Genomic DNA, 22,120 nt, shown 5'->3' with positions numbered 1-22,120 from the left:
TGACCCAGGGTCCGTCTCGGCCATCAGCACGCGGGAGTTCAGGACGATGTCGCTACAGGTACTGCTCGTCGGATGCGGCAATATGGGCTACGCGATGCTCAAGGGCTGGCTCGATGCCGGCCACTTGGCGACGGGCGACGTCGGCGTGATCGAACCGGCCGATGCGCTTCGTGAGCGCGCCGCTGCCCTCGGCGTTACGGCTCTCGCGACGGTCGAGGAACTCAGGGCCGACATCGCGCCGCGCCTGATCATCTTCGCGGTCAAGCCGCAGGTGATCCTCAGCATCCTGCCCGCCTATGCGCGCTATTCGAAGACCGCGACGTTTTTGAGCGTTGCCGCCGGCACGCCGATCAGCGCGTTCGAAACGCTGCTCGGCTCGGATGCCGCGATCGTGCGCTGCATGCCGAACACGCCAGCCGCGGTCGGCAAGGGCATGATGGTGGTCGTGTCGAACGCGAATGTCACACCTGAGACCTCGGCCTTCGTCAGCGAACTCCTCTCGGCCAGCGGCGAAGTCGAGACGATCGCCGACGAGGCGCTGATGGATGCCGTCACAGCCGTGTCAGGCTCCGGCCCCGCCTATCTGTTCCACTTCATCGAGTGCCTGGCGTCTGCGGGCGAAGCCGCGGGATTGCCGCAGGAAACCGCCAAGCGCCTTGCGATGCAGACCGTCTATGGCGCGGCGGCGCTCGCCGCTGGAAGCAGCGACGAGCCCGCCGAACTGCGCAAGCAGGTGACGAGCCCCAACGGCACGACGGCGGCGGCGCTGTCAGTGCTCATGGAGGGCGATCGGCTGCAAAAGCTCGTGTCGGAAGCCGTCGAGGCGGCGAAAGAGCGCTCGGTCGAGCTGGGGAAATAACCTGAGAAGCCGCGCTGCCCCTCATCCGCCCTTCGGGCACCTTCTCCCCGTGAACGGGGAGAAGGAAGAGACGTCGCGCTACCCCAGACTTGCCACCAGCTCGTCCTGCTTCTTGCGCAGGATCACGAGGCCGGACTGCGCGTCTGGCGCGGCGTTGCGATAGGTGATGAGTTCGCCCTTCGCGATCGGCCGGGTGACCGTGCCGCCTTCGAGCAATCCGCAAGGGATCGCGTCGTTTTTCCGCGCGTCCCCGACCGTCATGATCCAGGAGCGGTAGGTGTATTCGCCGATCGCATCCAGCGCGTCGCCCGGCTTTAGGTCCCGCTTGGCCACGGCGCAGACCTCCGCGACAGGCTTGTCGAGCGGCACCATGTCGGCCTTGCCGTAGAGCACGGCGCGCGCGCAGGTCAGCGGCACTTCGAGGCTCGTTAGATGATAGGGGCGGAAGAAGGTGTAGTACGGCCCCTCGCCCAGCTTAAGATCGTTCATGCGCTCGCGCAGGCGCGGATGCGCCATCTCCGCGATGACGAAGACGCCCGGCGCGACACCCTTGCCGATCGAGAAATCGACCACGCCCTTGCGCGACAGAACACCGCCATCCTCGACCGGGCACAGCACGCTCGACAGTTCGTCGCGAGTGGCCGCGGGGCCGTGCATGCCCGGTTTATCCGGAACGAGGCCGGTGGCGTTGGCGATCGCGGCCATCTCGACCATCGTCTTGGAGCCGTCGACGAACTCGACCAGCATGCGCGGGTTCATGTTGCGGCGCTCGGCTTCCGCGCGATACTCGTCAGGCGTCGCGTCGTGGTTGAGCGGATTGTTCTTGCCCTTGCCGGCCGCGACGACCTTGTGCCCCATCGCGGAGACGAACTCGATCAGTTCCATGCAGGATGACGGCTCGTCGCCCGCGCCGAGCGAATAGACGACGCCGAGTTTTTGCGCCGCATGCTTCAGATAGGCGCCGATGGTGACGTCGGCCTCGACATTCATCATCACCAGATGCTTGCCGTGCTCCATGGCCTTGATGCCGATCTCGGCCCCGACGGCGGGCTTACCGGTCGCGTCGATCACGACATCGACCAGATCATGCGTCGCCACGAGAGACGAATCCGGCACGATCGCGGTCTTTCCCGCTTCGATCAGCGTGGTCATGGCTGACATGGACGATGCCTCGCCTGCGCTGTCGGCGGGTCGCTGCGCGATTTTCACGGCCTCGCGGGCGCGCTCGCCGCGCGTGTCGGCGATGGCGGAAACCACGATGCCTTTCATCTGCGCGACCTGGGTGACGATGTCGGTGCCCATTTCACCGCAGCCGACGAGGCCGATGCGCACGGGCCGACCAGCCTCTTCGCGCTTGGCGAGATCGCGGGCAAGTCCCGTCAGTGCGACGTTGGTCATCGGTTCTCCAATGCTTCATGCTCTTTCGCCGAGATAGACGAGCAGGCATGCGGATTGTCAACAGTTGGAGACCATGCGATCCGGCGCAAAGTTCGTGCAAGCTTGTTCTGCGAGGATGGGCTTTCGGCGAAGGTAACCCCGCAGCGATGGCCAAGCGCATTCAACAACCAACCGCCTCGGCGAAGGTCGCTCTGACTGCTGCGCTGACGAGCCTGTGCGCATCGGGCATCGTCTTGACGCTTGCGACAGCCGACGGTGCGCTGGTTCCGAGCTACTCGCTTATGGCGCTGTCGCTCGCGCTGCCCGCCGCGCTCGTCTCGGCAATCTCATGGGCTGCCTCGCGTACGGCGATCGAGAAGACGCTGAGCGACGCGGTGGAAGCCGTGGGACGGATCGCGGATCAGGAACCCGGTGCAGCCACCGCGTCCGGTGAAGGCCGTGAGGTCACGCTGGCGGTCGAAGCTGCACGGCAGAGCATCGCTGCACGTCAATCATCGATGCGGGTTCAGGCAGCGTTGGCCTCGCTGATGGGAGCGGGAATCAGGCGGCTTGCCGAAGGCGACTATTCCACGCGCATCAAGGTCGACCTGCCGCAGGATCACAGATCTCTGGCGCAGGATTTCAACGCTGTGGCATCGACGCTTCAGGAAATGCGGGACATGCAGGCCGCGAAGTCCGAAGTGTTCACGGCGCAGGCAGGCGAGATCGCGATTGCTTCATCCCAACTCGGTGCGCGCGCAACCGCTCTTACAAGCCGGATCGAGAGCGATCTCGACCTCATCGACAGCACGCTCGACCGATACGTACGCGACGACATGTCAGCCGAAGACATCCTGAATGCGCTGCAGGCGGCACGTCATACGATGAGCGGCGTGCTCGTCGCTGCGCGCCGCAACCAGGACGCGGCAAAAATGTTCGCGGTCATCGGCGTCAAGCTTGGCGAGGCAATCGCGCAGGGTGACGCGGTTCAGAGCGAGAACCTGCCACAGGCCAACGAACACGTATTGCGGGTCGTCGGCGAATAGATCTCAGACGAATTCCCGGAACGAGCGTCCCGGCGAAGAGGTCCTCATGCATCTTCATGCCAACTGATGCTGGGCGCGTATCAAACCATCGAAGCCTGCACGCATGCGCACAGCACCGGTCAGATTATACCGATCGGCCACGCCAGTTCTCCTACAGCCGGTCCATCTCGCAGACCAACATGCTGTTAACAGAATGCATCAACGGCGACCCGCTGAAGAGAAAGCGTCAAAACGTCCTTGACTGTCCAAGTCGCTCTGAAATGATGGCGTGGAGAGCGGGAGACTTCGATGGGCAAGAAGACGGTGGCATGACCGGCAGTCGAGCGGCGGGCGAACCCACTGTCGACGTGCTCGGCATCGATGCTTCAGGTCCTTTCCTGATCATCTGCGAACATACTTCGGGGTGCGGCGTCGGCAGGGAGGCGTCGCGTTGAGGCAGGCGGTCACGCTCTACGTCCGTTGCGTGGACACGTTCAACCGCTGGGTCGGCCGTTTCGCGATGAACCTCCTGTTTGTGATGGGCGGGATCATGCTCTACGCGATCTTCTCGCGCGTGGTGCTCGGCATGCCGGTGAACTGGGTGATGGAGATGTCGCAGTTCCTGCTGGCAGCCTATTACCTGCTCGGCGGGGCCTATTCGCTGCAACTCGACGGCCATGTGCGCATGGATCTGTTCTACTCGAATTTCTCGCCGTACCGCCGCGCCGTGACCGACGCGATCACCATCCTCTTCATCCTGTTCTATCTTGGGGTCCTCCTCTATGGCGGGCTGTCTTCGACCGAGTATGCCTGGTCCTACAACCAGAAGAACTACACGTCCTGGGCGCCGCCGATGTGGCCGATCAAGGCCGTCATGACGTTCGGCATCTTCCTGATGCTGCTCCAATGCATCTCGTCGCTCTTCAAGGACATCGCCATCGCACGCGGGAAGCCCCTCACATGAGTTCGGAGCTGATCACCGTCTTCATGTTCGCGTCGATGCTGCTTTTGATGGCGACCGGCCAGCGGGTCTTCGGCGTCATCGGTTTCGTGGGGGCGGCCGCCGCGCTTGCGCTCTGGGGCAAGGGCTCGGCGGAGATGCCGTTCAACGCCACCATCCAGGTGCTGAACTGGTTTCCGCTCATCACCGTGCCGTTCTTCGTCTTCATGGGATACATCCTGTCGGAATCCGGCATTGCGGGAAATCTCTACCGGATGTTCCACGTCTGGTTCGGCGGCGTTCGCGGCGGCCTCGCGATCGGCACGATGGGGCTGATGGTGCTCATCTCGTGCATGAACGGCCTGTCGGTCGCCGGCATGGCCATCGGCGCGACCGTCGCCCTGCCCGAACTGCTCAAGCGCGGCTATAACAAGATCATGGTAACGGGTGTCATCCAGGGCGGCTCGTCGCTCGGCATCCTGATCCCGCCCAGCGTCGTTCTGGTTCTCTACGCGATGATCGCACGCCAGCCGGTGCTGCAATTGTGGCTCGCCGGCATCGTGCCGGGTCTGCTGATGGCGACGCTTTTCACGATCTACATCTATATCCGCTGCCGGATGAACCCGGAGATGGGGCCTGCCATCCCCAGGGAAGAGCTCGACGCCATCCCGCGCGCGGAAAAATACAGGCTTCTGACCGCCGGCATTCTGCCGCTCGGCATCTTCGCGGCGATCATGGGGCTGTTCATGACGGGCGTGACGAGCCTCGTCGAAAGCTCCGTCGTGGGCGCCGTTCTGGCGCTTCTGGCGGCACTGGTTACGGGTCGCCTGAACCGCACGGTTCTCGAATCCTCGACGCGGAACACGCTCTCGGTGAGCTGCATGTTCCTCTGGATCATCCTTGGCGCGCTGTGTTTCAGCTCCGTCTATGACGGGCTCGGCGCGGTGCGCGCGATCGAGAGCCTGCTGCTCAACACATGGGACCTGAACCGCTGGGAAATCCTCATCGCGATGATGGTTTCGTTCGTGATCCTCGGCATCTTCCTCGACGATACTGCGATGCTGGTGATCGTCGCGCCGCTCTACATTCCGCTGGTGCGGATGCTCGAATTCGATCTCGTCTGGTTCGGCGTTCTCTACACGATCACCTGCCAGATCGCGTACATCACCCCGCCCTTCGGCTACAATCTCTTCCTGATGCGCGCGATGGCGCCGCCCGAGATCACTCTGCCGGACATCTACCGGTCGATCATCCCGTTCTTCTTCATGATGGTGCTCACCATCGCGATCCTGATGGTCTTTCCGCAGATCGCGCTGTGGCTGCCCAACCTCTACATGGGCCGATAGGAATGAGGGGCTGATAGGAATGCCTGGTCCACGACCCAACCTCTCTCAAGAAGAGGATTTGCTCACAGGGAAAGGAACCGCGTCGGAAAAGGGAACTCCGTACCGAATGCAACAGATGGGAGATACGACATGACGAAGAACATCATCACGAAGCGCGACTTCCTCAGGAAGGCGGGCATGACGACGGCAGGCGCGGTCGGCGCGACCGCGCTGGCAACGCCCTACGTGCGCGCGCAGTCGCCGATCCGCTGGCGATTGCAGACCTATGCCGGCGCGGCACTGGCCGAACATGTGATCAAGCCGTCGATCGACGCCTTCAACAAGGCGGCGAATGGCGAAATGATCATCGACCTCTACACCGCAGACCAGCTTGTGCCGCAGGGCGAACTCTTCCGCGCGGTGCAACAGGGCACGATCGACGCGGCGCAGTCGGACGACGATTCGATGGCTTCGCCGGTCGACGTGTCCGTCTTCGGCGCGTATTTCCCCTTTGCCTCACGCTACGGCCTCGACGTTCCCGTGTTGTGGAACTGGTATGGCCTGAAGGAAATCTGGGAAGAGGCCTATGCCGAAATCCCCGGCGTCACCTGGCTGTCGGCCGGCGCGTGGGACCCCTGCAACTTCGTGACCACGAAGCCCATCCGCTCGCTCGAGGACTTCAAGGGCCTGCGCGTCTTCACCTTCCCGACAGGCGGGCGTTTCATGGAGCGCTTCGGCATCGTGCCGGTGACGCTGCCGTGGGAAGACATCGAGGTCGCCATCCAGACGGGCGAGCTCGACGGCGTCGCATGGTGTGGCGCGACGGAGGCCTACACGGTGGGCTGGGCCGACATCAACCAGTACTACCTCACCAACAACATCAACGGCGCTTGGGCCGGCTCGTTCTTCGCCAATTCCGAGAAGTGGGAGGCGGTGCCCGATCACCTCAAGACGCTCTTCCAGATGGCGATGGACCAGTCGCACTACTATCGCCAGCATTGGTACTGGTGGGGCGAGGCGCACTACCGCACGACCGGTGGCAAGCTCGAACTCACCACGATCCCGGAAGCCGAGTGGAAGACGGTCGAGGACGAGGCGCTGAAGTTCTGGGACGAGGTTGCGGGCACGAGCGAACGTACCAAGAAGGTGGTCGATATCCTGAAAAAGTACCAGGAGACGATGCGCGGTGCGGGCGCGCCCTACCGCTACGCATAGGCGGAAGCAGAGACGCCCCGGAGGAGACTCCGGGGCGTTTTCTTATGCGGTGGGCAGCTGCTGCTGCTCGTTGCGCTTTTCGATCTCGGCGAGGAAGTCGGCGACGGTGTTGCGCCCCCCAAGCCGGATGATGCTGAAATGATTGGCCTCCTCGAAGACCTTCACCTGAGCGAAGTTCGGATTGGCCGCCGCCAGCGACAGGGCGAACCATGGCGGCGTGATGGCATCCTGCCCGCCCGCCATCAGAAGGACCGGCGCCTGCACCTCGGAGACACGGGTGACGTTGTCGAACCGTGTCCGGACGAGCCATGACGGCACGAGACCCGCCTGCTGCCTCACCGCGTCGAGGAAATTGCTGATCGGCGCTTCCAGAATGAGCGCGAGCGGCCTTGAATGGGCGGCCGCGTTGGCCGCGAAGGCCGAACCCATCGAGTATCCGTAGAGCACGAAACCGGTGCCTTCCAGGCCGGCATCGCGCGCCTGCACGAGCAATGACGACGCATCGAGATACATGTCAGCTTCGTTTGGCCAGCCGGGGTTCCCACCATAGCCGCGATACCCGACCAGGATCAGGCCATAGCCGATCTTGGTCAATTCCATCAGATGTTGCGGCTTGCGCAAGATGTCGCCATCACGACCAGCGAAGAACACGATCATCGGACGATCGTCGCGCGGCGGGATGTACCATGAGCGCAGCGTGAGCCCATCATAGGTTCGATAATCCAGCGCCTGGAGCGGAGCTTCGGCCTTCAGATCGAGGATGCTGAACAGGAGGCGTTGGCGATAGAGGATATGCTCGGGGACGACGGCGAGCGCAGCGACACTCATAGCCCCAAGAACACCGATCGCGGCCAGCACACGCTTCACGATACGACCGCGCCCGACACCCGGCGATGTCGCGTCGGTGTCAGAGTTCGACATGCCGACGATGTGAAAACCTGCTCGCCATCGGTGGAGATGTATCCCTTCGTTCAAACGCGCGAATTGCCGGCAAGCATCGGATATGGCTCGCCAATCGCCTCATGAAAGCAACTCATCGCCGACAACTATGTTCCGAGATTGGCGACAGGTGAGAACGCCGCGAGATCAGTTTCCAGCCGTGATGATGTCACCTACGGCGCGGTTGTAGCCGGCATACATCTTGTTGACCTTGTCGTGATGGTCACGGATGTCCTGCGGCCAGGTCGACTTGATGTAGGAGAGCACCGCGACGAGCTCGGCGTCGTTCAGAATCGACGCAAAGCGCGGCATGTCCTTCTCGTCCACCGGCATGCACGAGGCGACGGCGACACCATCGCGAATGAGCTGGAACAGCGCGTAGTCAGGGTGCTGCCAGGTATGGCCGGTCGCGTCGTGCCTGGTCGCGCCGGCCGCCGGGGGCGCGCCAACTTTGAGCGAGCCATGGCAGGCAGCACAATTCTGCTCATAGAGCGGCATGCCGGCCGAAACGATTTGGGGGTCGTCCCATGAGAGGAACGTGTCCTGCGCACCCGACCGGGCCTGCATCTGGTAGGCGGCCCACCCCGATCCGCAGATAAGCGCGAGCACACAGGCCGTGCCTGTGGCGATAAGCGATCGTCGATTCGTGGAGGCCGTCATGCCCTCGAACGTTCCCTACCCTTCCGTGCCGGTTCCGATTGTGCACGTCGTGCGCGTCTTCGCAACGGTCGCGCCAATCTGCGCGAGGCTGAGGGGTGAAATGGGCAAGCGACGGCAGCACCGCTCAAGCTTGAGCGGTAAGGAAGAACGCAATCGAGCAGGCAACTATGAAGGCGATGCCAGCGTAGTTCAGGTATCGTTCAAGCATAGGGTTCCTCTTTCGAGAAGCCCCCCGGACTGCCGCGCAAGGTGGCAGGCCACGGTTATCGAGACCTTAACGCGTTTAATCAATTTGAAAATATGTGCCGCGCCTCACGTCGGATGCTTGGCTGGGCGACTCATTGGGAACACCATCTGCGCCACCCGTGTGCAACAATCGCTCCCCTTGCTTATTTTAGCTGCGCCACCACCTTGATGGTGGAATGGTGCCGGTCTCGCCCAGAACACCTTGCTGAAGCCTCAGAAACGGGCTCCTATCTTGACTGCTAACGTGTGCTCCTGACTTTGCCCGCCGCTTCCATAGGCGGTCTGGTAGTCGAAACCGAGGTTCCAGGCGTCGCCGATCTGTGCGTCGAAGCCCAGTCCGATTGTCAGGTGGTCCCTGGAGAACTGATCGATATCGATTGAATACGGCAGCGTGCCGATATCGGCGTAGCCAAGGCTCGCGCGGCTCGATTCCTCGAAATCGTGGGTGTATTCGAGCCTGGCGCGAGGTTTGAAGACGCCCCAGTCCATCGGCAACGCGTATTCGAGCCGAAGCCCAAGGATGCCGGAAAGCGTGTCGATGGTCTGGTCGCCATAGGTCAGGCCCCATATGCCGCCGGCGCTCTCCGTAAAAGCATCGAGTTTGGAGCGAGAGGCTTCCAGTCTTCCATATGGCGAGAGCAGCCAGCGGTCCTGACGATATTCGTAGCCGGCTGTCAGCGAACCGAAGATCTGCTGCCCGCCGCGCGATCCCGTGGCGAAATCTCCAGTTGCCGTGACATAGCGGCGGCTGTCGAAATCCATGAGGCCGTAGCCAATCAGGCCGTCGATGAATATCTCAGGCGTCGGCTTGTAGCTGCCATAGGCGGCCATGGACCATGCCCGCCCACGGCTTTCCGTTCCATTGCCCCCGACATCGGTCTTGTCACGGCCGTAACCGAAGCCGAGGCCGCCCACGAATTTGGGAGTGAAGCGATAGTCCACGCCCCCGGAAACGCCTACCAGCGTGCTGTCGAGATCGATGCTTCCGTTGTCGCTTTCCGCAAAATTGACATAGCCGCCCGACCAGACCGCGAAGTTGCCGAGAGGATTGTAGTCGGCAGAACCGGAAGCAGGCGTCTCGCTTTCCTTTTTGCCGGCGTCCATCCTGCGGAAGGCGTCCGCGACCGGATCGCGTTCGTCTTCCTCAGCATAGGCTGCCCGATCTGAATCGCGCTGCGTAAGGCCGATATTGACGCTCATCGAATTGCGCCGGCGCTCGCCTTCGTCGTGAAGCTGCTCAAGGCGGCGGTTGAAATTATCCGTCTGCGTCCTGGCGAAGCGCTTCGCCGCCTCTGCCTGAGCCGTCAAAAGGCCGATTACCTCGGGATCCTGCGACGGATCGGGGCGCGCGATGATATTGAGTGTCACCGTCGCTGGGGCCGAGCGCCCATCTGCGTTCGACAGCGTGTATTGCAGGCTTGCCGATCCCGCGAAGGTGCCGGCAGCCGCGAAATCCAGCATGTAGGCAGCGCGATCGCCCCTGACGGATGCCTTGCCTGCCTCGGTCGCGGGATAGACAGCAATATCGGCTCGGGTGAACGGGCCGTTGGTCGCTCCTTTCGTGAGATCAATAGAGCCGCTGGTTCCTGCCATGACCTCCAATGTCATGTCCCGGGCGACCGGAACATTGAGGTTCCGGATCTTGATGGAAAGATTGGCAGTACCGGTGAAACCGAGACCATCGGTGGCCGTCACCGTGGCCGAGAAGTCGCCGGCTTCCGTTGGCGTCCCGGACAATGCGCCGTTAGCCGCAAGGACGATGCCTTCAGGCAGGCCCCCCCCGGTCACGGCGAACTGGTAGGGCGCGGTGCCTCCTGAGGCAGACAGCTGCACCACTTCATAGACTGCATTGACCCTGCCGTCAGGCAATGGCGGCACCGATATTTCGATCTCAGGGGCGCTGAGCGACAGCGAGAGTTGCCGCGACCCGGTGAATCCGTTTTCGTCTGTAGCGGTCACGGTGAAGGCGAAGCTTCCGGCCTTGGTTGGGGTACCGCTGAGTTTGCCGTCAGTGCCGAGTGACAGTCCTGCGGGCAGGTCTCCAACCGTCACCTTGAAACCGTGAGGCTCGGTGCCACCGTCGGCGATCAGGGCCACCGGTCCATAGGCCGAGCCGGCCATCCCGTTCGGCAGCATGTCCGGATCAATCGCGATTGCCGGCGCGTCGATGGCGAGCGTGTACTCACGGGTGCCGGTGAAGTCGTTGTCGTCGATTGCCGTCACGGTGAAGGTGAAGCTTCCGGCCTTGGTCGGCGTACCGCTAAGCTCCCCGGTCGTGGCGAGCGACAGACCCTCAGGCAGATCGCCGGTCGTCACGGTAAAGGCGTAGGGTGCTTCGCCGCCATCGGCGGTTACGGCCACCGGTCCATAGGCCGAGCCTGCCACACCGCCCGGCAGCACATCTGGACCGATCGTGATCGTCGGTGCGTTGATGGCGAGTGTGTACTCGCGGGTGCCGGTGAATCCGTTGTCGTCGGTTGCGGTTAGCGTGAAGGTAAAGCTTCCGGCCACGGTTGGGGTGCCATTAAACTCTCCGCCGATGCTGAGCGACAATCCTGCAGGCAGGTTGCCGGCCGTCACCTCGAAACTGTAAGGCTCGTTGCCGCCGTCAGCGGTCAGTGCCAAGGGCCCATAGGCCGAGCCGGCCATCCCGTCCGCAAGCATGTCGGGATCGATCGAAATCGTCGGTGCATCGACGGCCAGTGTGTACTCACCGGTGCCGGTGAAGTCGTTGTCGTCGGTGGCCGTTACCGTGAAGGTGAAGCTGCCAGTCTCGTTCGGTGTGCCCGTGATTTCGCCGGTCGTGGCGAGCGACAGACCCTCGGGCAGGTCTCCAGCCGTCACCTTGAAACCGTAAGGCCCGGTGCCGCCGTCGGCAGTCAGGGCCACCGGTCCATAGGCCGAGCCGGCCACACCATCCGCAAGCACCTCTGGATCGATCAAGATCGTCGGCGCATCGACGGCCAGCGTGTACTCGCGGGTGCCGGTGAAGTCGTTGTCGTCGGTTGCCGTCACGGTGACGGTGAAGCTTCCGGCCTCGGTTGGCATGCCGCTGAGCTCGCCGGTCGTGGCGAGCGACAGACCCTCAGGCAGATCGCCAGTCGTCACGGTGAAGGCGTAGGGTGCTTCGCCGCCATCGGCGGTCATGGCGACCGGTCCATAGGCCACGCCTGCCGATCCGCCCGGCAGTGTGTCTGGACTGATCGTAATCGTCGGCGCATCGATGGCCAGCGTGTACTCGAGGGTGCCGGTGAATCCGTTGTCGTCGGTTGCGGTTACGGTAAAGGTGAAGTTGCCAGCCTCGGTTGGCGTACCGTTGAGCTCGCCGGTCGTGGCGAGCGACAGGCCCTCGGGCAGATCGCCAGTAGTCACGATGAAAGCGTAGGGTGCTTCGCCGCCCTCGGCGGTCATGGCCACCGGTCCATAGGCTGAGCCAGCCACACCGTCCGCAAGCGCGTCTGGATCGATCGAAATCGCCGGCGCATCGATGGCCAGCGTGTACTCACGGGCGCCGGTGAAGTCGTTGTCGTCCGTTGCGGTCACCGTGAAGGTGAAGCTTCCGGCCTCGGTCGGCGTACCGCCAAGGTCGCCGGTCGTGGCGAGCGACAGGCCCTCAGGCAGATCGCCGGTCGTCACGGTGAAGGCGTAGGGTGCTTCGCCGCCATCGGCGGTCATGGCGACCGGTCCATAGGTCACGCCTGCAGATCCGCCCGGCAGTGTGTCTGGACCGATCGTGATCGTTGGCGCGTCGATGGCGAGCGTGTACTCGCGGGTGCCGGTGAATCCGTTGTCGTCGGTTGCGGTTACCGTGAACGTAAAGCTTCCGGCCACGGTTGGGGTGCCATTGAACTCTCCGCCGATGCTGAACGACAATCCTGCAGGCAGGTTGCCGGCCGTCACCTCGAAACTGTAAGGCCCTGTGCCGCCATTGGCCGTCAGGGTCACCGGCCCATAGCCGCTGCCCGCCGATCCGCCCGGCAGCGCGTTCGGGCCGAGGGTGATCGTTGGTTCGGCGCGTGTGACAGTGACTGTATAGGTTCTTGTCGTCGTCCTGTCCTGTGCCGTCACGACAACCGTGATGGCTGTGTCGCCAGTTACGAGTAAAATCCCCGATGAAGCCGATCCCGATGTGACGCTTTGGCCGTTGACGGTGATCGTCGCACCGGCATCCGCGACCGTCGGAGTCAGGGTTAGCGAACTGACGGCGCTCGGAACGGACACCGTGTAGCCAGTGGTGCTGGGAGCAAAGGCCGGATTCAGAGTGCCGGCGCTAGTCAAGAGGTTTGAAAGACTGGCGTCGTTCGAGGCAGGCACCTCATAGGTGAACGCACCCGCCGCGGTAGCGCTGCCGCCGGGCGTGGTCACGGCCACGTCGACCGCGCCTTCCGCATGCGCCGATGTCGTGGCGGTGATCTGCGTGGCGCTGTCGACCGTGAAGCTTATCACCGCCGTGCTGCCGAAAGTCACCCCCGTCGCCCCGGTCAAGTTGGTGCCGGTGATGACGACACTCGTGCCACCGGCCGTCGGGCCGCTGGTCGGCGAGATGCTGGTGATCGTTGGCGCAGGCTCGGCGACCGTCAGCGTGTATCCCAAGAAATCGTGATGTCCCGCGCCATTCCTGGTGTCGACAACGAAAGTAAAAGTTCCCGTTTCAGCCGGTGTTCCAGAGAGCAGGCCTGTCGCGCTATCCAGGCTCAGGCCGGCGGGCAAACTTCCCACAGTTTGCAACCACGACCAGTCTGTGAAGGGCCCATAATCGTTCCCGATCGTGAACTGCACACTATAGGCTTGGCCGCGCGTGGCGGCCAAGCCATTTTGGCTAGGGGGCAACATCTCGACCCACCGGACCGTGAACGAGACCGCACAATCCACGGTGATCAGCCCGGTTCGCCAGAGATCGCCACTGGCGCTACTGCTGACGTACTGCACTTCGCAACCTGTCGGGGCTTCGGTATAGGTACCCCCATTTGCCGGCAGGACCAGAAACTCGACGACCGAATTCAGAGGAACAGGATCGCCCGACATGAGCGGCGCCCCTCCTACGGTCGCGGTCGCATTGGTTGACGTTCCCCCCGATACGGACCACGAGACGGTCGGCGCTGCCGACGTATCGTTGTCGACGATCGTCCCCACTCCCTGGCCGTCGACCACCGTCGCTCCGACGACATTGGTTACGTTCACGAAGAAGGTTTCGTTCGGTTCGCTGAGTGTGTCGCCGAGTATCTGTACCGTGACAGGCCCGCCGATAGACCCCGGACCGATGCTGACGCCGGTGCCGCTGAGGGCCACGTAGTCGACCCCTGCGGTGGCTGTACCGTCAGCCGTGGCGATATCGAATGTCACCTCCCTAAACTGCGGCACGGTCCGATCGAGCGTTACGTTGAAGGTGACAAAGGTGCTGCCGGAATCGCCCTCGACAACGGAAACGTCGTCGATCGACAGCGACAGCACCACGGGAGCGTCATAGGTGAATGCGCCTGCCGCGGTGGCGCTGCCGTCGGGTGTCGTCACCGCCACGTCGACCGGACCTTCCGCATGCGCTTCAGTTATGGCGGTGATCGCCGTATCGGTGATCACCGCGAAGCTGGCCGCCGGGGCACCGCCGAAAGTCACCGCCGTCGCATCGGTCAGGTTCGTGCCGGTGATGACCACGCTGGTGCCACCCTCCGCCGGGCCTGTGGACGGCGAGACGTTGGTAATCGTTGGCGCGGCGCCCGCGCCGAGGACCGTCAGCGTGAAAAACTGTGTGCCGAAATGCCCGTATTCATTTGTCGCGCGAATTGCGAAATCGAAACGTCCTTCTTCTCTCGGCGCTCCCGACAGCGTGCCGCGATCGGAAAGCCTGATGCCATCCGGCAGTTCTCCAGACGCCAGCGTAAAGGTGAATGGGCTGTTGCCGCCGCTTACAATGACATTGTTGGTGTAGTTTTCGCCGAGCGCGACCTCGGTCGGCCCGATAGCGAACATCGTAATAGCACTGGTTTGGATGGTGATGTGGCATGTCTCGGTTATGGTGGCGCGCCACGTGTCTCCATCGTCATGGGAGATGTCGCAACCACTCGGCGGACTGCGATACGTCATCCCGGTGAGGACATCGATCCTGAACGCGACAATCGTGCCGACGTCCACGGCATCGCCGCTGCTCAGCATACCGCTAGGCCCCCCCATGGCCGAGACCGGTACCGGTTCATCCCATGTGACGATGGCCGTCTGCGCTTGTGCCGATGCGGCAAGACCGAGCCCGGAAAATAGAAGCGCCAGGAAGAGCACGAGCCGGGACAATGGCGATTTGACAGGACACCCCTTGCCGCCATCAGTGACGATGTTCCGGCGTCCACCGCGAAACGTCATGCTCACCCCCGCCGATATGGATCGACCATCAGGGCGGTCGACCGCTTCTCCATGCGGCGGAGAGCGTTGCAAGATCGCCCACACGACGCGCCTCTCGGCATCGCCCGGTCAATCCTCTCCAAATCTTGACACTCCGTCAGGCGAACCTGATCGCCTCGCGGAGGGATTTGTCAGTGCCGCATCGAAATCCAGATCACGATAAGGTCATGGCGACCGACAATTCCACCGATCAATTCTATTGAATTCTGACCAATGCTTGCAGCGCGCGCACCGCACTTGCCTCATCGCTCAACTCCTGCAAGGTTCAGCTCTCAAAGCGGCAAGAAGTGCGGCAGGGGGCCCCGTGCGAACATTCAGGGATGCTTGACCTCAAGACCGTTCTGGTTGTCACTCTTGCAACCGCAAGCCTGCAGGCGGTCGCCTGGGTTTTCGTCTGGCAGGCTTGGCGACATCTCTACGAACTCAAGTTCCTTGCCGCAGGTTTTGCCGCGATTGCTGTCGGACTTCTCCTGATGATCGTTCGCGGGACGGAACCAGCCGCATTGGCTATCGTGCTGCACAATACGGTTATCAAGCTGGGGCTGGTGCTGCTCGCCGAGGGACTGGCCCGCTTTCTGGGACAGCCGCGCTATACTTGGATCGGTGTTTCGCTACTCATTTTCCAGGTCGTTGCCTGGAGCGCCGCTGTTGCAGTCGACCCGGGCAACATAGCGATCCGCATCCACACGTCGACCTTCTTTACCGTCGTGATCATGTCGGTAATGTGCCTCGGGCTGATGCGAGACCGCACGCAGCCGACGCTTCTGCGCTGGATAACGATTGGAATACTCGCCGAGTATATGGCCGCCAGCATTATCCAGAGCGTCATCGAGTATCTGCTGCCGGCCGATTTTCAGAGCGGCCCGATTCTGGCCGACCGCAATGCCTGGTATCTGCTGCAAGGCACGCTATTCCTGATCGCATTTTTTGCTTGCCTGCTCTTCATGGTCAGTTCCCGGCTCTCCGCCGACCTGCGTGAGAAAAACGCGGCCTTGTCGCGAGAGGTGCAGGAACGACGGCGGCTGGAAAGCCGGTTGAACGCAAGCCTTGAGGCCGAACGCGCTCTTCGCGATGAGCAGGCGGACTTTATGCGCGTCGTCAGTCACGAGTTCCGCACCCCGCTCGCCATTATCCGCAACGCGGTCGACATGATCGGCCTTGTCGGGAACAGGTCACCAGAAGCGACGAAGGAACGGATTGTCGGAATTGGCGAGGCGCTCAATCGCCTGTTTTCCCTGATCGACCGCTTCATGGCCAATGATCGCGACAGCGGGTTCCGGCCGGAGACGATACGCGTCGGTTCCCTGATCGCGGATGTGCGACTGCATTTCGAGATGACCGAACGCGGTGAGCGCCTGATCTTCACCGTCGAAGACGATGCCGTTTCGCTTTTCGCCGATCCCGAAATGCTGGCGACCGTCCTTATCAATCTCATCGACAATGCGATCAAATATTCGCCGGAGAACACGCCGGTCGATATCGATGTACGGAAGGAAGGTGGAAACGTGGTCGTCCGAGTCTGCGATCACGGCATGGGCATTCCGCGGGCCGAGCGTCACAAAATCGGCAGGCGCTTCTTCCGGGCCTCCAATACGATGGCCGGAACCGGAACCGGGCTCGGCCTCTACTCTTCACGCAAGCTGCTCGTCTACCATGGCGGTAAGCTGCAGTTGCTGGCCAACGACGGCCAGGGCATGACGGCGATCGTGAAACTGCCTCTGTCAAGCGAAGCGACAGATCAATCTTCGCTGGAGGAACTGACGGCATGACGCGTATTCTGATCGTCGAGGACGAGCCCCGGCTGCGCAAGGACCTGGCCGATTTCCTGGAGCTGACAGGCTTTACGGCCGAAGGTGTCGCGACAGCGCGGGAATTGCGTCAGTCCCTCGCGGACGGCGGTTCGCCCGCTGTCATCATCCTGGATGTCGGGCTGCCCGACGGGAATGGATTCGAGCTGGCAGCCGAAATCCGCGAGTCACATGCCTGCGGCATCATCATGCTGACGGCGCTCGGCGACAGCGATGACCGCATCCGTGGCTTTGAAAGCGGTGCCGACATCTACCTGGTCAAGCACAGCACACTGCGTGAGATCGAAGCTGCGATTCGCAGTTTGCTGCGACGGACGGGAGAACTGCCTGGTTCTGCGAACGGCAACAATGATCAGTGGGTGCTCGACGGCACGAACTGGATGCTGATCGCGCCCAATCACCGTTCGCTCAAACTGACGGCAACCGAGTTCGCGTTTATGAGTGTGCTGTGCAGCAACTATGGCGAGATCTGCCAGCGCGAGGATCTTATAGAAACCGTTGCCCGTCCCAGGGCGAACTTCGACAACCGGCATCTCGACGCCGTCGTCAGTCGGCTACGCCGCAAGCTAGAGGAACAGATCAATCTCGCGGTACCGATCAAGGCCGTCTATGGCGTTGGCTATACCTTCACGGCCCCCGTCATCGTACAATAGCGGTGGCACGACATTTCAAGTCCGCCATTGCTGCAATGAGATCACAACTGCCAGCTTGGAGTGGCAGGGCCGGTTCTACAGTCCGAGACCTCCATCGCGACCTCCGCAGTGGTATTTCCCGAAGCTACGTTTGACATGGACAACGCCTCTCTTGCGGAAGCGGACTTCCAAGATCACTGGCGGCCAGCCGACACGAACGGCCGAGATGAGAGACATGGGCGCGGACCAGCATGCATGTGGTCCGCGCCCATGTCGGGGTTCGTTGACGGACGCGGACGTTCCGCTCAGTTCGCGTCGAAGGCTTGGGGGTAGGCTACGGACCCTTCTGGTATCGGTAGCTCGAAGGCTTGTGCCATAAAATACCCGGGCGGCACGCCCTCGTAGCGTAGCCTCGGATCCTGCTCGAAGCCGAAGCGCGTGTAGAGTTGCGGATCGCCCAACACGACGCAGCCCCTCGCCCCTTTGGCCTCCAGAAGGGTCAGCCCTTCGTGAACGTGGCGGGAGACAATCCCATTTCCTTGACGGTCAGGATCAACTGAGACCGGTCCGAGGCCGAACCATTCCTCGCTCCGTCCGCCCATCGTGACGGGCGAGAAGGCGATGTGGTCAATCACCACGCCGTCGGCCTCTGCGGCCAACGAGATGGTCATAGCCTCAGGGCATCAACGACCGCCCCTTCGATGCCGAGCCGGCGTCGATCTCACGAGCGAATCCGGTCAGAATATCGCCAGCTTGGTCAATGGCAAAATCCACCTGTCGCTGATTTTACCGCATGGCCCGAACCCGTCTCACGCGGTTGGGTTTCGTGCGCCGATGGTGGCGACAGCGGACGGGCCGGTCGAACTTCCACGCGATCTCGAACCCGTTGAAGAAGAGGAGTCTGCCGATGTTTATCGGCGAACTCCGGTTGTGGCGTGGCCCGGCTAGAAAAAGGCCGGGATTTCTCCCGGCCTTAGAGGCAAAGCTCTCGCCCAAAAGTATTAGAAACGGAAGCTGAGGCCCGCCTTGATGGCGTGCTGGTCGACGTCGACACCGCTGTTGTGGAACTCACCGAAGTCGGTGTAGCGATATTCAAGGCGACCCGTCCACTTTTCAGCAAACGCGTGCTCGACACCAGCGCCGACAGTGTAGCCCACTTCAGTGTGGGTCTCGCGGAAGAAATCACCAACAGCGTCGGTGAGCGTTCCCTCGATACGTCCGGCGGCAACACCGCCAGTTACGTAGACGAGGGTGCGATCGAAAGCATAGCCTGCACGAATACGCGCGCTGCCCTGCCAGTCGAGTTCAAACGTCCCGAATGCAGGCGAGCCGATTACGACGAAATCAGTCTCGTTCCAGTTGTAATCGACATCAGCTTCGAGGCCGAAGACGAAAGCGCCTGACTGCCAGTTGGCACCAGCATGGGCACCGAGCTGCCCGCCATCGAGATCGATGTCAGCGCCATTGCCGAGGTGCGTCCACGCATAGCCACCCTGGACACCAACGTAGAAGCCTGTCCAGTCGAAGACAGCCGGAGCCATCGGAGCAACCGGGGTCGGCTCATAGACGATCGCGTCAGCGGCATAAGCCGGAGCTGCCAGCATGGCGAAGGTCGCGGATACGAGAAGAAGCTTCTTCATGGGTAAATGTCCTGAAAGTTGTCTGGGCGATGGGGTAGTCTACCCACGGTGGCGGCCGGTGTATGTAACTATCATGCAACACCACAACTAGAACGAGCGCAGAGAAGCCAGCCCGCGTGCTGCACGTGGCCTGACCGCAAGCACTATCACATCCTCATTGAGGGCGACGGTAAGCTGGTGCGCGGCATCCGACGATCGACCTCAACCAGGCTCCTGCAAAGAAGGGCCTGCAGCGCATACCCTGAACTGCAACAGCGGTTCGCTCGGCGTTTCCCTGTGTAGCTGGCAAGCGCGATCAAGACCTCATTCTCTGCCGGCAGTCATCCGATCACCATGCGCAATCCCGCAGGCGCTTGCCGCGCTCTGTCGCCGCTACTCGATCCCGGTCACACCTTCCAACGTCCTGTCGCATGCTGAAGTGCAATCGACGCTCGGCATTGCGCAGGGAGGCAAGTGGGACATTTCCCGGCTGCCCTTTGACCCCGCGATTAAGGGGGTGAAGATGTCTTGAATTCTCATGCCGGCTGCCCCGTGCTGCGGCAACGTGGCTCAACGCCTGGATAATCGCAAACATGTTGCGTCTACGTGCCACGTGTCAGTGACAACCGCGCAAACGGTTGATTGTGGCTTGCAACATGAATGTCGGAAACGACGACCACTTACTCGATGCAAGGCATTGATTTTCTTTTGAAAATGAATGGTGCCCAGACGCGGATTCGAACCACGGACACGCGGATTTTCAATCCGCTGCTCTACCAACTGAGCTATCTGGGCATCCGATTGGAAGGCGCTTTTTTGAAGCGTCTTTCCTGCGAGGAGGCGTTGGTTTTCCCCCGAAAGCGCGTGGGTTATACCACGAGTTTCACACCTGTCCAGCGTGAACAAAGCTGTTTCGACGACTTATTACGCATAGCGTGGATGCGGGCATGAAACGCGTCGCGAGCGCGCTCAGTGCTCCTCGTCGTCGAGGTTGTCTTCGGCCTCGGTGACGGGGATCGCATACGCGCCCGACAGCCATCGATTGAGGTCGACATCCTTGCAGCGCGGCGAGCAGAACGGGTAGTCGGCGCGCGAGGATGGCTTGCCGCACTCCGGACACTGCCTCCTGGGGCGCAACGGCGTGACCTTGTCGTCGACCACAGGCATCGTCAGGCCCTCACGCCCGAAAGCCAGTTGAAATGCACCTTGAAGCCGTCGGCGGTCAAAAGATTGACCGTCTCGTAGAGCGGCAGGCCGACGACATTGGTGTAGGAGCCCACGAGCTTGACGACGAACGTGCCCGCCAGGCCCTGGACCGCATAGCCACCAGCCTTGCCACGCCATTCGCCCGACGCCAGATAGCTTTCCAGTTCCTCGCGCGACAGGCGCTTGAAGCGCACCCGGGTCTCGACGAGGCGCTGGCGCACCTTGCCGGCCGGTGTGATCAGGCACACGCCGGTATAGACGCGGTGCGAGCGGCCCGAGAGCAGCCGCAGGCAGTTGGATGCCTCCTCTGCCAGTTCGGCCTTGGGCAGGATGCGTCGCCCGACGGCGACCACCGTATCGGCGGCGAGGATGAAGCAATCATCCGCCTCGCCGTCGCGCTTCAGACCCTCGAGCGCCTTTTCGGCCTTGGAGCGGGACAGGCGCTTGGCGAGCGAGCGCGGATGCTCGGCGCGCAGCGGCGTCTCGTCCAGATCGGCCGGATAGATGCGGGTCGGCTCGACGCCGGCCTGCTGCAAAAGCTCGATCCGCCGGGGCGAACCCGAGGCCAGCACCAGCTTTTGGAAGACACTCATCTGAAAACTCTGAGGCGGAGTTGGGAGACCAGCCGCTACTTGAAGCGGTAGGTGATGCGACCCTTGGTCAGGTCGTACGGGGTCATCTCGACAAGAACCTTGTCGCCCGTGAGGACGCGGATCCTGTTTTTGCGCATGCGGCCCGCAGTGTGCGCAATGATTTCGTGTTCGTTTTCGAGTTTCACCCTGAACATCGCATTCGGCAGAAGTTCAGTGACGACTCCCGGAAACTCGAGTACTTCTTCCTTCGGCATCCGATACCCATGTCTTGATTGTCATCGCCGGCCGCCCGGCCGGAAATTTGGGCGGAACCTATATGATTACGCCCGCTTTGTGAACACGCTAGTTTGGCGTGTCCGACGCGCCGAATCGGGCAGCAATTCGCGCGGCTATCCGCTCGTAGACATCCCGGTAAGCATCCATGATGCGCTCGCGCGAACCTGCTGCGCCGGACGGATCGGCGGTCGGCCAATATTCGACCTCGACTGCCATGGACCGCGTCAGTTCGAGCGCCGCATGATGGGCTTCCGGCGCAAGCGTGACGATCAGATCGAAATACGCGTCCTCCAGATCGTCGAGGCGTTGCGGCTGGCGGTCGCCAAGCGCCAACCCCTTCTCCGCCAGCACGGCATCGACGAACGGATCGCGCGCGCCTGCGCGAACGCCCGCCGAGGCGACGAAGACGGATTTCGGCAAGGCTTCCCGCGCGATCGCTTCCGCCATCGGCGAGCGGATGGCGTTCATCCCGCACAGGAACAGGATCGATTTCGGAAGCGGCGACGCCTCGTCACGCGGCATCGTTATCCCCGCCAGTGCAGCACGCACACGAGCGTGAAGAGCCGCCTGGCCGTGTCGAAATCCACCTCGATCTTGCCCGACAGCCGATCGAGCAGGGTTTGCGACCCTTCGTTGTGAAGGCCCCGCCGTCCCATGTCGATCGCTTCGATCTGCGACGGCGTCGACGAGCGAATCGCGTCGTAATAGCTTTCGCAGATCATGTAGTAGTCCTTCACGATCCGCCGGAACGGCGTGAGGGACAGGATGTGGGTCACGACAGTCTCGCCGTCCTCGCGCGAGATCGCGAAGACGAGGCGGGCCTCGGCCAGTGACAGCCGCAATTTGTACGGCCCCTCGCCCGTATCGCCGACAGGCGCGAAGGCGTTGTCCTCGATCAGGTCGAAGATCGCGACTGCGCGCTCATGCTCGACGTCCGGCGTCGATCGCCCGATCGATTCGTCCAGTTCAACATCGACCAGCCGGGCGTTTTGGTCGCGCTCGCTCATCGC

Annotated in this window: 19 protein-coding genes and 1 tRNA gene; 8 read left to right on the top strand and 12 right to left on the bottom strand. The window is 62.2% G+C overall.

Translation table 11 applies throughout. The features are described 5' to 3' along the window. Nucleotides 1–46: 46 nt before the first annotated feature. Nucleotides 47–859 (top strand): pyrroline-5-carboxylate reductase, encoded by an 813-nt coding sequence (gene proC / locus AAFN55_RS05700; RefSeq protein WP_347797896.1) that lies wholly within the window; start codon nt 47–49, stop codon nt 857–859. A gap of 78 nt (nt 860–937) precedes the next feature. Here proC and AAFN55_RS05695 read toward each other — a convergent pair whose 3' ends face one another. Beyond that, nucleotides 938–2,257, bottom strand: coding sequence for an NAD(P)H-dependent oxidoreductase (locus AAFN55_RS05695; RefSeq protein WP_347797895.1), 1,320 nt, complete (start codon nt 2,255–2,257; stop codon nt 938–940). A gap of 146 nt (nt 2,258–2,403) precedes the next feature. Here AAFN55_RS05695 and AAFN55_RS05690 point away from each other — a divergent pair, with 146 nt between their 5' ends. The 5 genes from AAFN55_RS05690 to AAFN55_RS05670 all read left to right on the top strand — a co-directional run bounded on the left by AAFN55_RS05690 (nt 2,404) and on the right by AAFN55_RS05670 (nt 6,741). Then, nucleotides 2,404–3,282 carry a hypothetical protein gene (locus AAFN55_RS05690; protein ID WP_347797894.1) on the top strand — a complete coding sequence of 293 codons (879 nt, stop codon included), beginning with the start codon at nt 2,404–2,406 and terminating at the stop codon, nt 3,280–3,282. 308 nt (nt 3,283–3,590) lie between these two features. Beyond that, complete coding sequence (locus AAFN55_RS05685) at nt 3,591–3,716, top strand: hypothetical protein (RefSeq protein WP_347797893.1); 126 nt, start codon at nt 3,591–3,593, stop codon at nt 3,714–3,716. Beyond that, nucleotides 3,713–4,225: a TRAP transporter small permease subunit gene (locus AAFN55_RS05680; RefSeq protein WP_347797892.1), complete on the top strand. Its 513-nt coding sequence runs from the start codon at nt 3,713–3,715 to the stop codon at nt 4,223–4,225. Before AAFN55_RS05685 ends, AAFN55_RS05680 begins: the two co-directional genes overlap by 4 nt. After that, on the top strand, nt 4,222–5,547 hold the full coding sequence (locus AAFN55_RS05675) for a TRAP transporter large permease subunit (protein ID WP_347797891.1): 1,326 nt from the start codon (nt 4,222–4,224) through the stop codon (nt 5,545–5,547). The genes AAFN55_RS05680 and AAFN55_RS05675 overlap by 4 nt, the downstream gene beginning before the upstream one ends. A gap of 129 nt (nt 5,548–5,676) precedes the next feature. After that, nucleotides 5,677–6,741, top strand: a complete 1,065-nt coding sequence (locus tag AAFN55_RS05670; RefSeq protein WP_347797890.1) for a TRAP transporter substrate-binding protein — start codon at nt 5,677–5,679, stop codon at nt 6,739–6,741. A gap of 42 nt (nt 6,742–6,783) precedes the next feature. On the opposite strand, the gene AAFN55_RS05665 is transcribed toward AAFN55_RS05670, so the two are convergent. From AAFN55_RS05665 to AAFN55_RS05655, 3 genes are all read right to left on the bottom strand, one after another. Further along, on the bottom strand, nt 6,784–7,662 hold the full coding sequence (locus tag AAFN55_RS05665) for an alpha/beta hydrolase (RefSeq protein ID WP_347797889.1): 879 nt from the start codon (nt 7,660–7,662) through the stop codon (nt 6,784–6,786). Nucleotides 7,663–7,827: 165 nt separating this feature from the next. Next, nucleotides 7,828–8,340, bottom strand: a complete 513-nt coding sequence (locus AAFN55_RS05660) for a c-type cytochrome (protein WP_347797888.1) — start codon at nt 8,338–8,340, stop codon at nt 7,828–7,830. 459 nt (nt 8,341–8,799) lie between these two features. After that, on the bottom strand, nt 8,800–14,937 hold the full coding sequence (locus AAFN55_RS05655) for a putative Ig domain-containing protein (protein ID WP_347797887.1): 6,138 nt from the start codon (nt 14,935–14,937) through the stop codon (nt 8,800–8,802). 359 nt (nt 14,938–15,296) lie between these two features. Between AAFN55_RS05655 and AAFN55_RS05650 the strand changes: the two genes are divergently transcribed. Both AAFN55_RS05650 and AAFN55_RS05645 read left to right on the top strand, forming a co-directional pair. Then, entirely contained in the window at nt 15,297–16,745 is a 1,449-nt protein-coding gene (locus AAFN55_RS05650) for a HAMP domain-containing sensor histidine kinase (protein ID WP_347797886.1), read from the top strand. Further along, complete coding sequence (locus AAFN55_RS05645; RefSeq protein WP_347797885.1) at nt 16,742–17,437, top strand: response regulator transcription factor; 696 nt, start codon at nt 16,742–16,744, stop codon at nt 17,435–17,437. Before AAFN55_RS05650 ends, AAFN55_RS05645 begins: the two co-directional genes overlap by 4 nt. A gap of 284 nt (nt 17,438–17,721) precedes the next feature. Here the strand turns inward: AAFN55_RS05645 and AAFN55_RS05640 are convergent, their stop codons facing one another. From AAFN55_RS05640 to AAFN55_RS05605, 8 genes are all read right to left on the bottom strand, one after another. Further along, a complete protein-coding gene (locus tag AAFN55_RS05640; protein ID WP_347797884.1) occupies nt 17,722–18,087 on the bottom strand; it encodes an N-acetyltransferase in 366 nt (121 codons plus the stop codon). 330 nt (nt 18,088–18,417) lie between these two features. Further along, complete coding sequence (locus AAFN55_RS05635; RefSeq protein ID WP_347797883.1) at nt 18,418–19,056, bottom strand: outer membrane protein; 639 nt, start codon at nt 19,054–19,056, stop codon at nt 18,418–18,420. 698 nt (nt 19,057–19,754) lie between these two features. Then, a tRNA-Phe gene (locus tag AAFN55_RS05630) sits at nt 19,755–19,830 on the bottom strand. A 174-nt stretch (nt 19,831–20,004) separates the two neighbouring features. After that, nucleotides 20,005–20,202 carry a DNA gyrase inhibitor YacG gene (yacG, locus tag AAFN55_RS05625; RefSeq protein ID WP_347797882.1) on the bottom strand — a complete coding sequence of 66 codons (198 nt, stop codon included), beginning with the start codon at nt 20,200–20,202 and terminating at the stop codon, nt 20,005–20,007. Nucleotides 20,203–20,204: 2 nt separating this feature from the next. Further along, nucleotides 20,205–20,834, bottom strand: a complete 630-nt coding sequence (locus tag AAFN55_RS05620; protein ID WP_347797881.1) for a Maf-like protein — start codon at nt 20,832–20,834, stop codon at nt 20,205–20,207. Nucleotides 20,835–20,869: 35 nt separating this feature from the next. Beyond that, nucleotides 20,870–21,088 (bottom strand): translation initiation factor IF-1, encoded by a 219-nt coding sequence (gene infA, locus AAFN55_RS05615; RefSeq protein WP_006200926.1) that lies wholly within the window; start codon nt 21,086–21,088, stop codon nt 20,870–20,872. An 88-nt stretch (nt 21,089–21,176) separates the two neighbouring features. After that, nucleotides 21,177–21,632, bottom strand: a complete 456-nt coding sequence (locus AAFN55_RS05610; RefSeq protein WP_347797880.1) for a low molecular weight phosphatase family protein — start codon at nt 21,630–21,632, stop codon at nt 21,177–21,179. 2 nt (nt 21,633–21,634) lie between these two features. Next, nucleotides 21,635–22,117 (bottom strand): UPF0262 family protein, encoded by a 483-nt coding sequence (locus tag AAFN55_RS05605; RefSeq protein ID WP_347797879.1) that lies wholly within the window; start codon nt 22,115–22,117, stop codon nt 21,635–21,637. Between the last annotated feature and the right edge of the window lie 3 nt (nt 22,118–22,120).

Origin of the sequence: Mesorhizobium sp. CAU 1732 (genome assembly GCF_039888675.1) — a bacterium.
Lineage (GTDB): Bacteria > Pseudomonadota > Alphaproteobacteria > Rhizobiales > Rhizobiaceae > Aerobium.
Note: the sequence above shows the minus strand (reverse complement) of the source record. Positions and strands in the feature narration are given on the sequence as shown.

Bases quoted from the DNA above. Each gene is read 5' to 3' on its own strand.
- proC (WP_347797896.1), top strand. From the start codon at position 47: ATGTCGCTACAGGTACTGCTCGTCGGATGCGGCAATATGGGCTACGCG.
- AAFN55_RS05695 (WP_347797895.1), bottom strand. From the start codon at position 2,257: ATGACCAACGTCGCACTGACGGGACTTGCCCGCGATCTCGCCAAGCGC.
- AAFN55_RS05690 (WP_347797894.1), top strand. From the start codon at position 2,404: ATGGCCAAGCGCATTCAACAACCAACCGCCTCGGCGAAGGTCGCTCTG.
- AAFN55_RS05685 (WP_347797893.1), top strand. From the start codon at position 3,591: ATGACCGGCAGTCGAGCGGCGGGCGAACCCACTGTCGACGTGCTCGGC.
- AAFN55_RS05675 (WP_347797891.1), top strand. From the start codon at position 4,222: ATGAGTTCGGAGCTGATCACCGTCTTCATGTTCGCGTCGATGCTGCTT.
- AAFN55_RS05670 (WP_347797890.1), top strand. From the start codon at position 5,677: ATGACGAAGAACATCATCACGAAGCGCGACTTCCTCAGGAAGGCGGGC.
- AAFN55_RS05665 (WP_347797889.1), bottom strand. From the start codon at position 7,662: ATGTCGAACTCTGACACCGACGCGACATCGCCGGGTGTCGGGCGCGGT.
- AAFN55_RS05660 (WP_347797888.1), bottom strand. From the start codon at position 8,340: ATGACGGCCTCCACGAATCGACGATCGCTTATCGCCACAGGCACGGCC.
- AAFN55_RS05655 (WP_347797887.1), bottom strand. From the start codon at position 14,937: ATGACGTTTCGCGGTGGACGCCGGAACATCGTCACTGATGGCGGCAAG.
- AAFN55_RS05650 (WP_347797886.1), top strand. From the start codon at position 15,297: ATGCTTGACCTCAAGACCGTTCTGGTTGTCACTCTTGCAACCGCAAGC.
- AAFN55_RS05645 (WP_347797885.1), top strand. From the start codon at position 16,742: ATGACGCGTATTCTGATCGTCGAGGACGAGCCCCGGCTGCGCAAGGAC.
- AAFN55_RS05640 (WP_347797884.1), bottom strand. From the start codon at position 18,087: ATGACCATCTCGTTGGCCGCAGAGGCCGACGGCGTGGTGATTGACCAC.
- AAFN55_RS05635 (WP_347797883.1), bottom strand. From the start codon at position 19,056: ATGAAGAAGCTTCTTCTCGTATCCGCGACCTTCGCCATGCTGGCAGCT.
- yacG (WP_347797882.1), bottom strand. From the start codon at position 20,202: ATGCCTGTGGTCGACGACAAGGTCACGCCGTTGCGCCCCAGGAGGCAG.
- AAFN55_RS05620 (WP_347797881.1), bottom strand. From the start codon at position 20,834: ATGAGTGTCTTCCAAAAGCTGGTGCTGGCCTCGGGTTCGCCCCGGCGG.
- infA (WP_006200926.1), bottom strand. From the start codon at position 21,088: ATGCCGAAGGAAGAAGTACTCGAGTTTCCGGGAGTCGTCACTGAACTT.
- AAFN55_RS05610 (WP_347797880.1), bottom strand. From the start codon at position 21,632: ATGCCGCGTGACGAGGCGTCGCCGCTTCCGAAATCGATCCTGTTCCTG.
- AAFN55_RS05605 (WP_347797879.1), bottom strand. From the start codon at position 22,117: ATGAGCGAGCGCGACCAAAACGCCCGGCTGGTCGATGTTGAACTGGAC.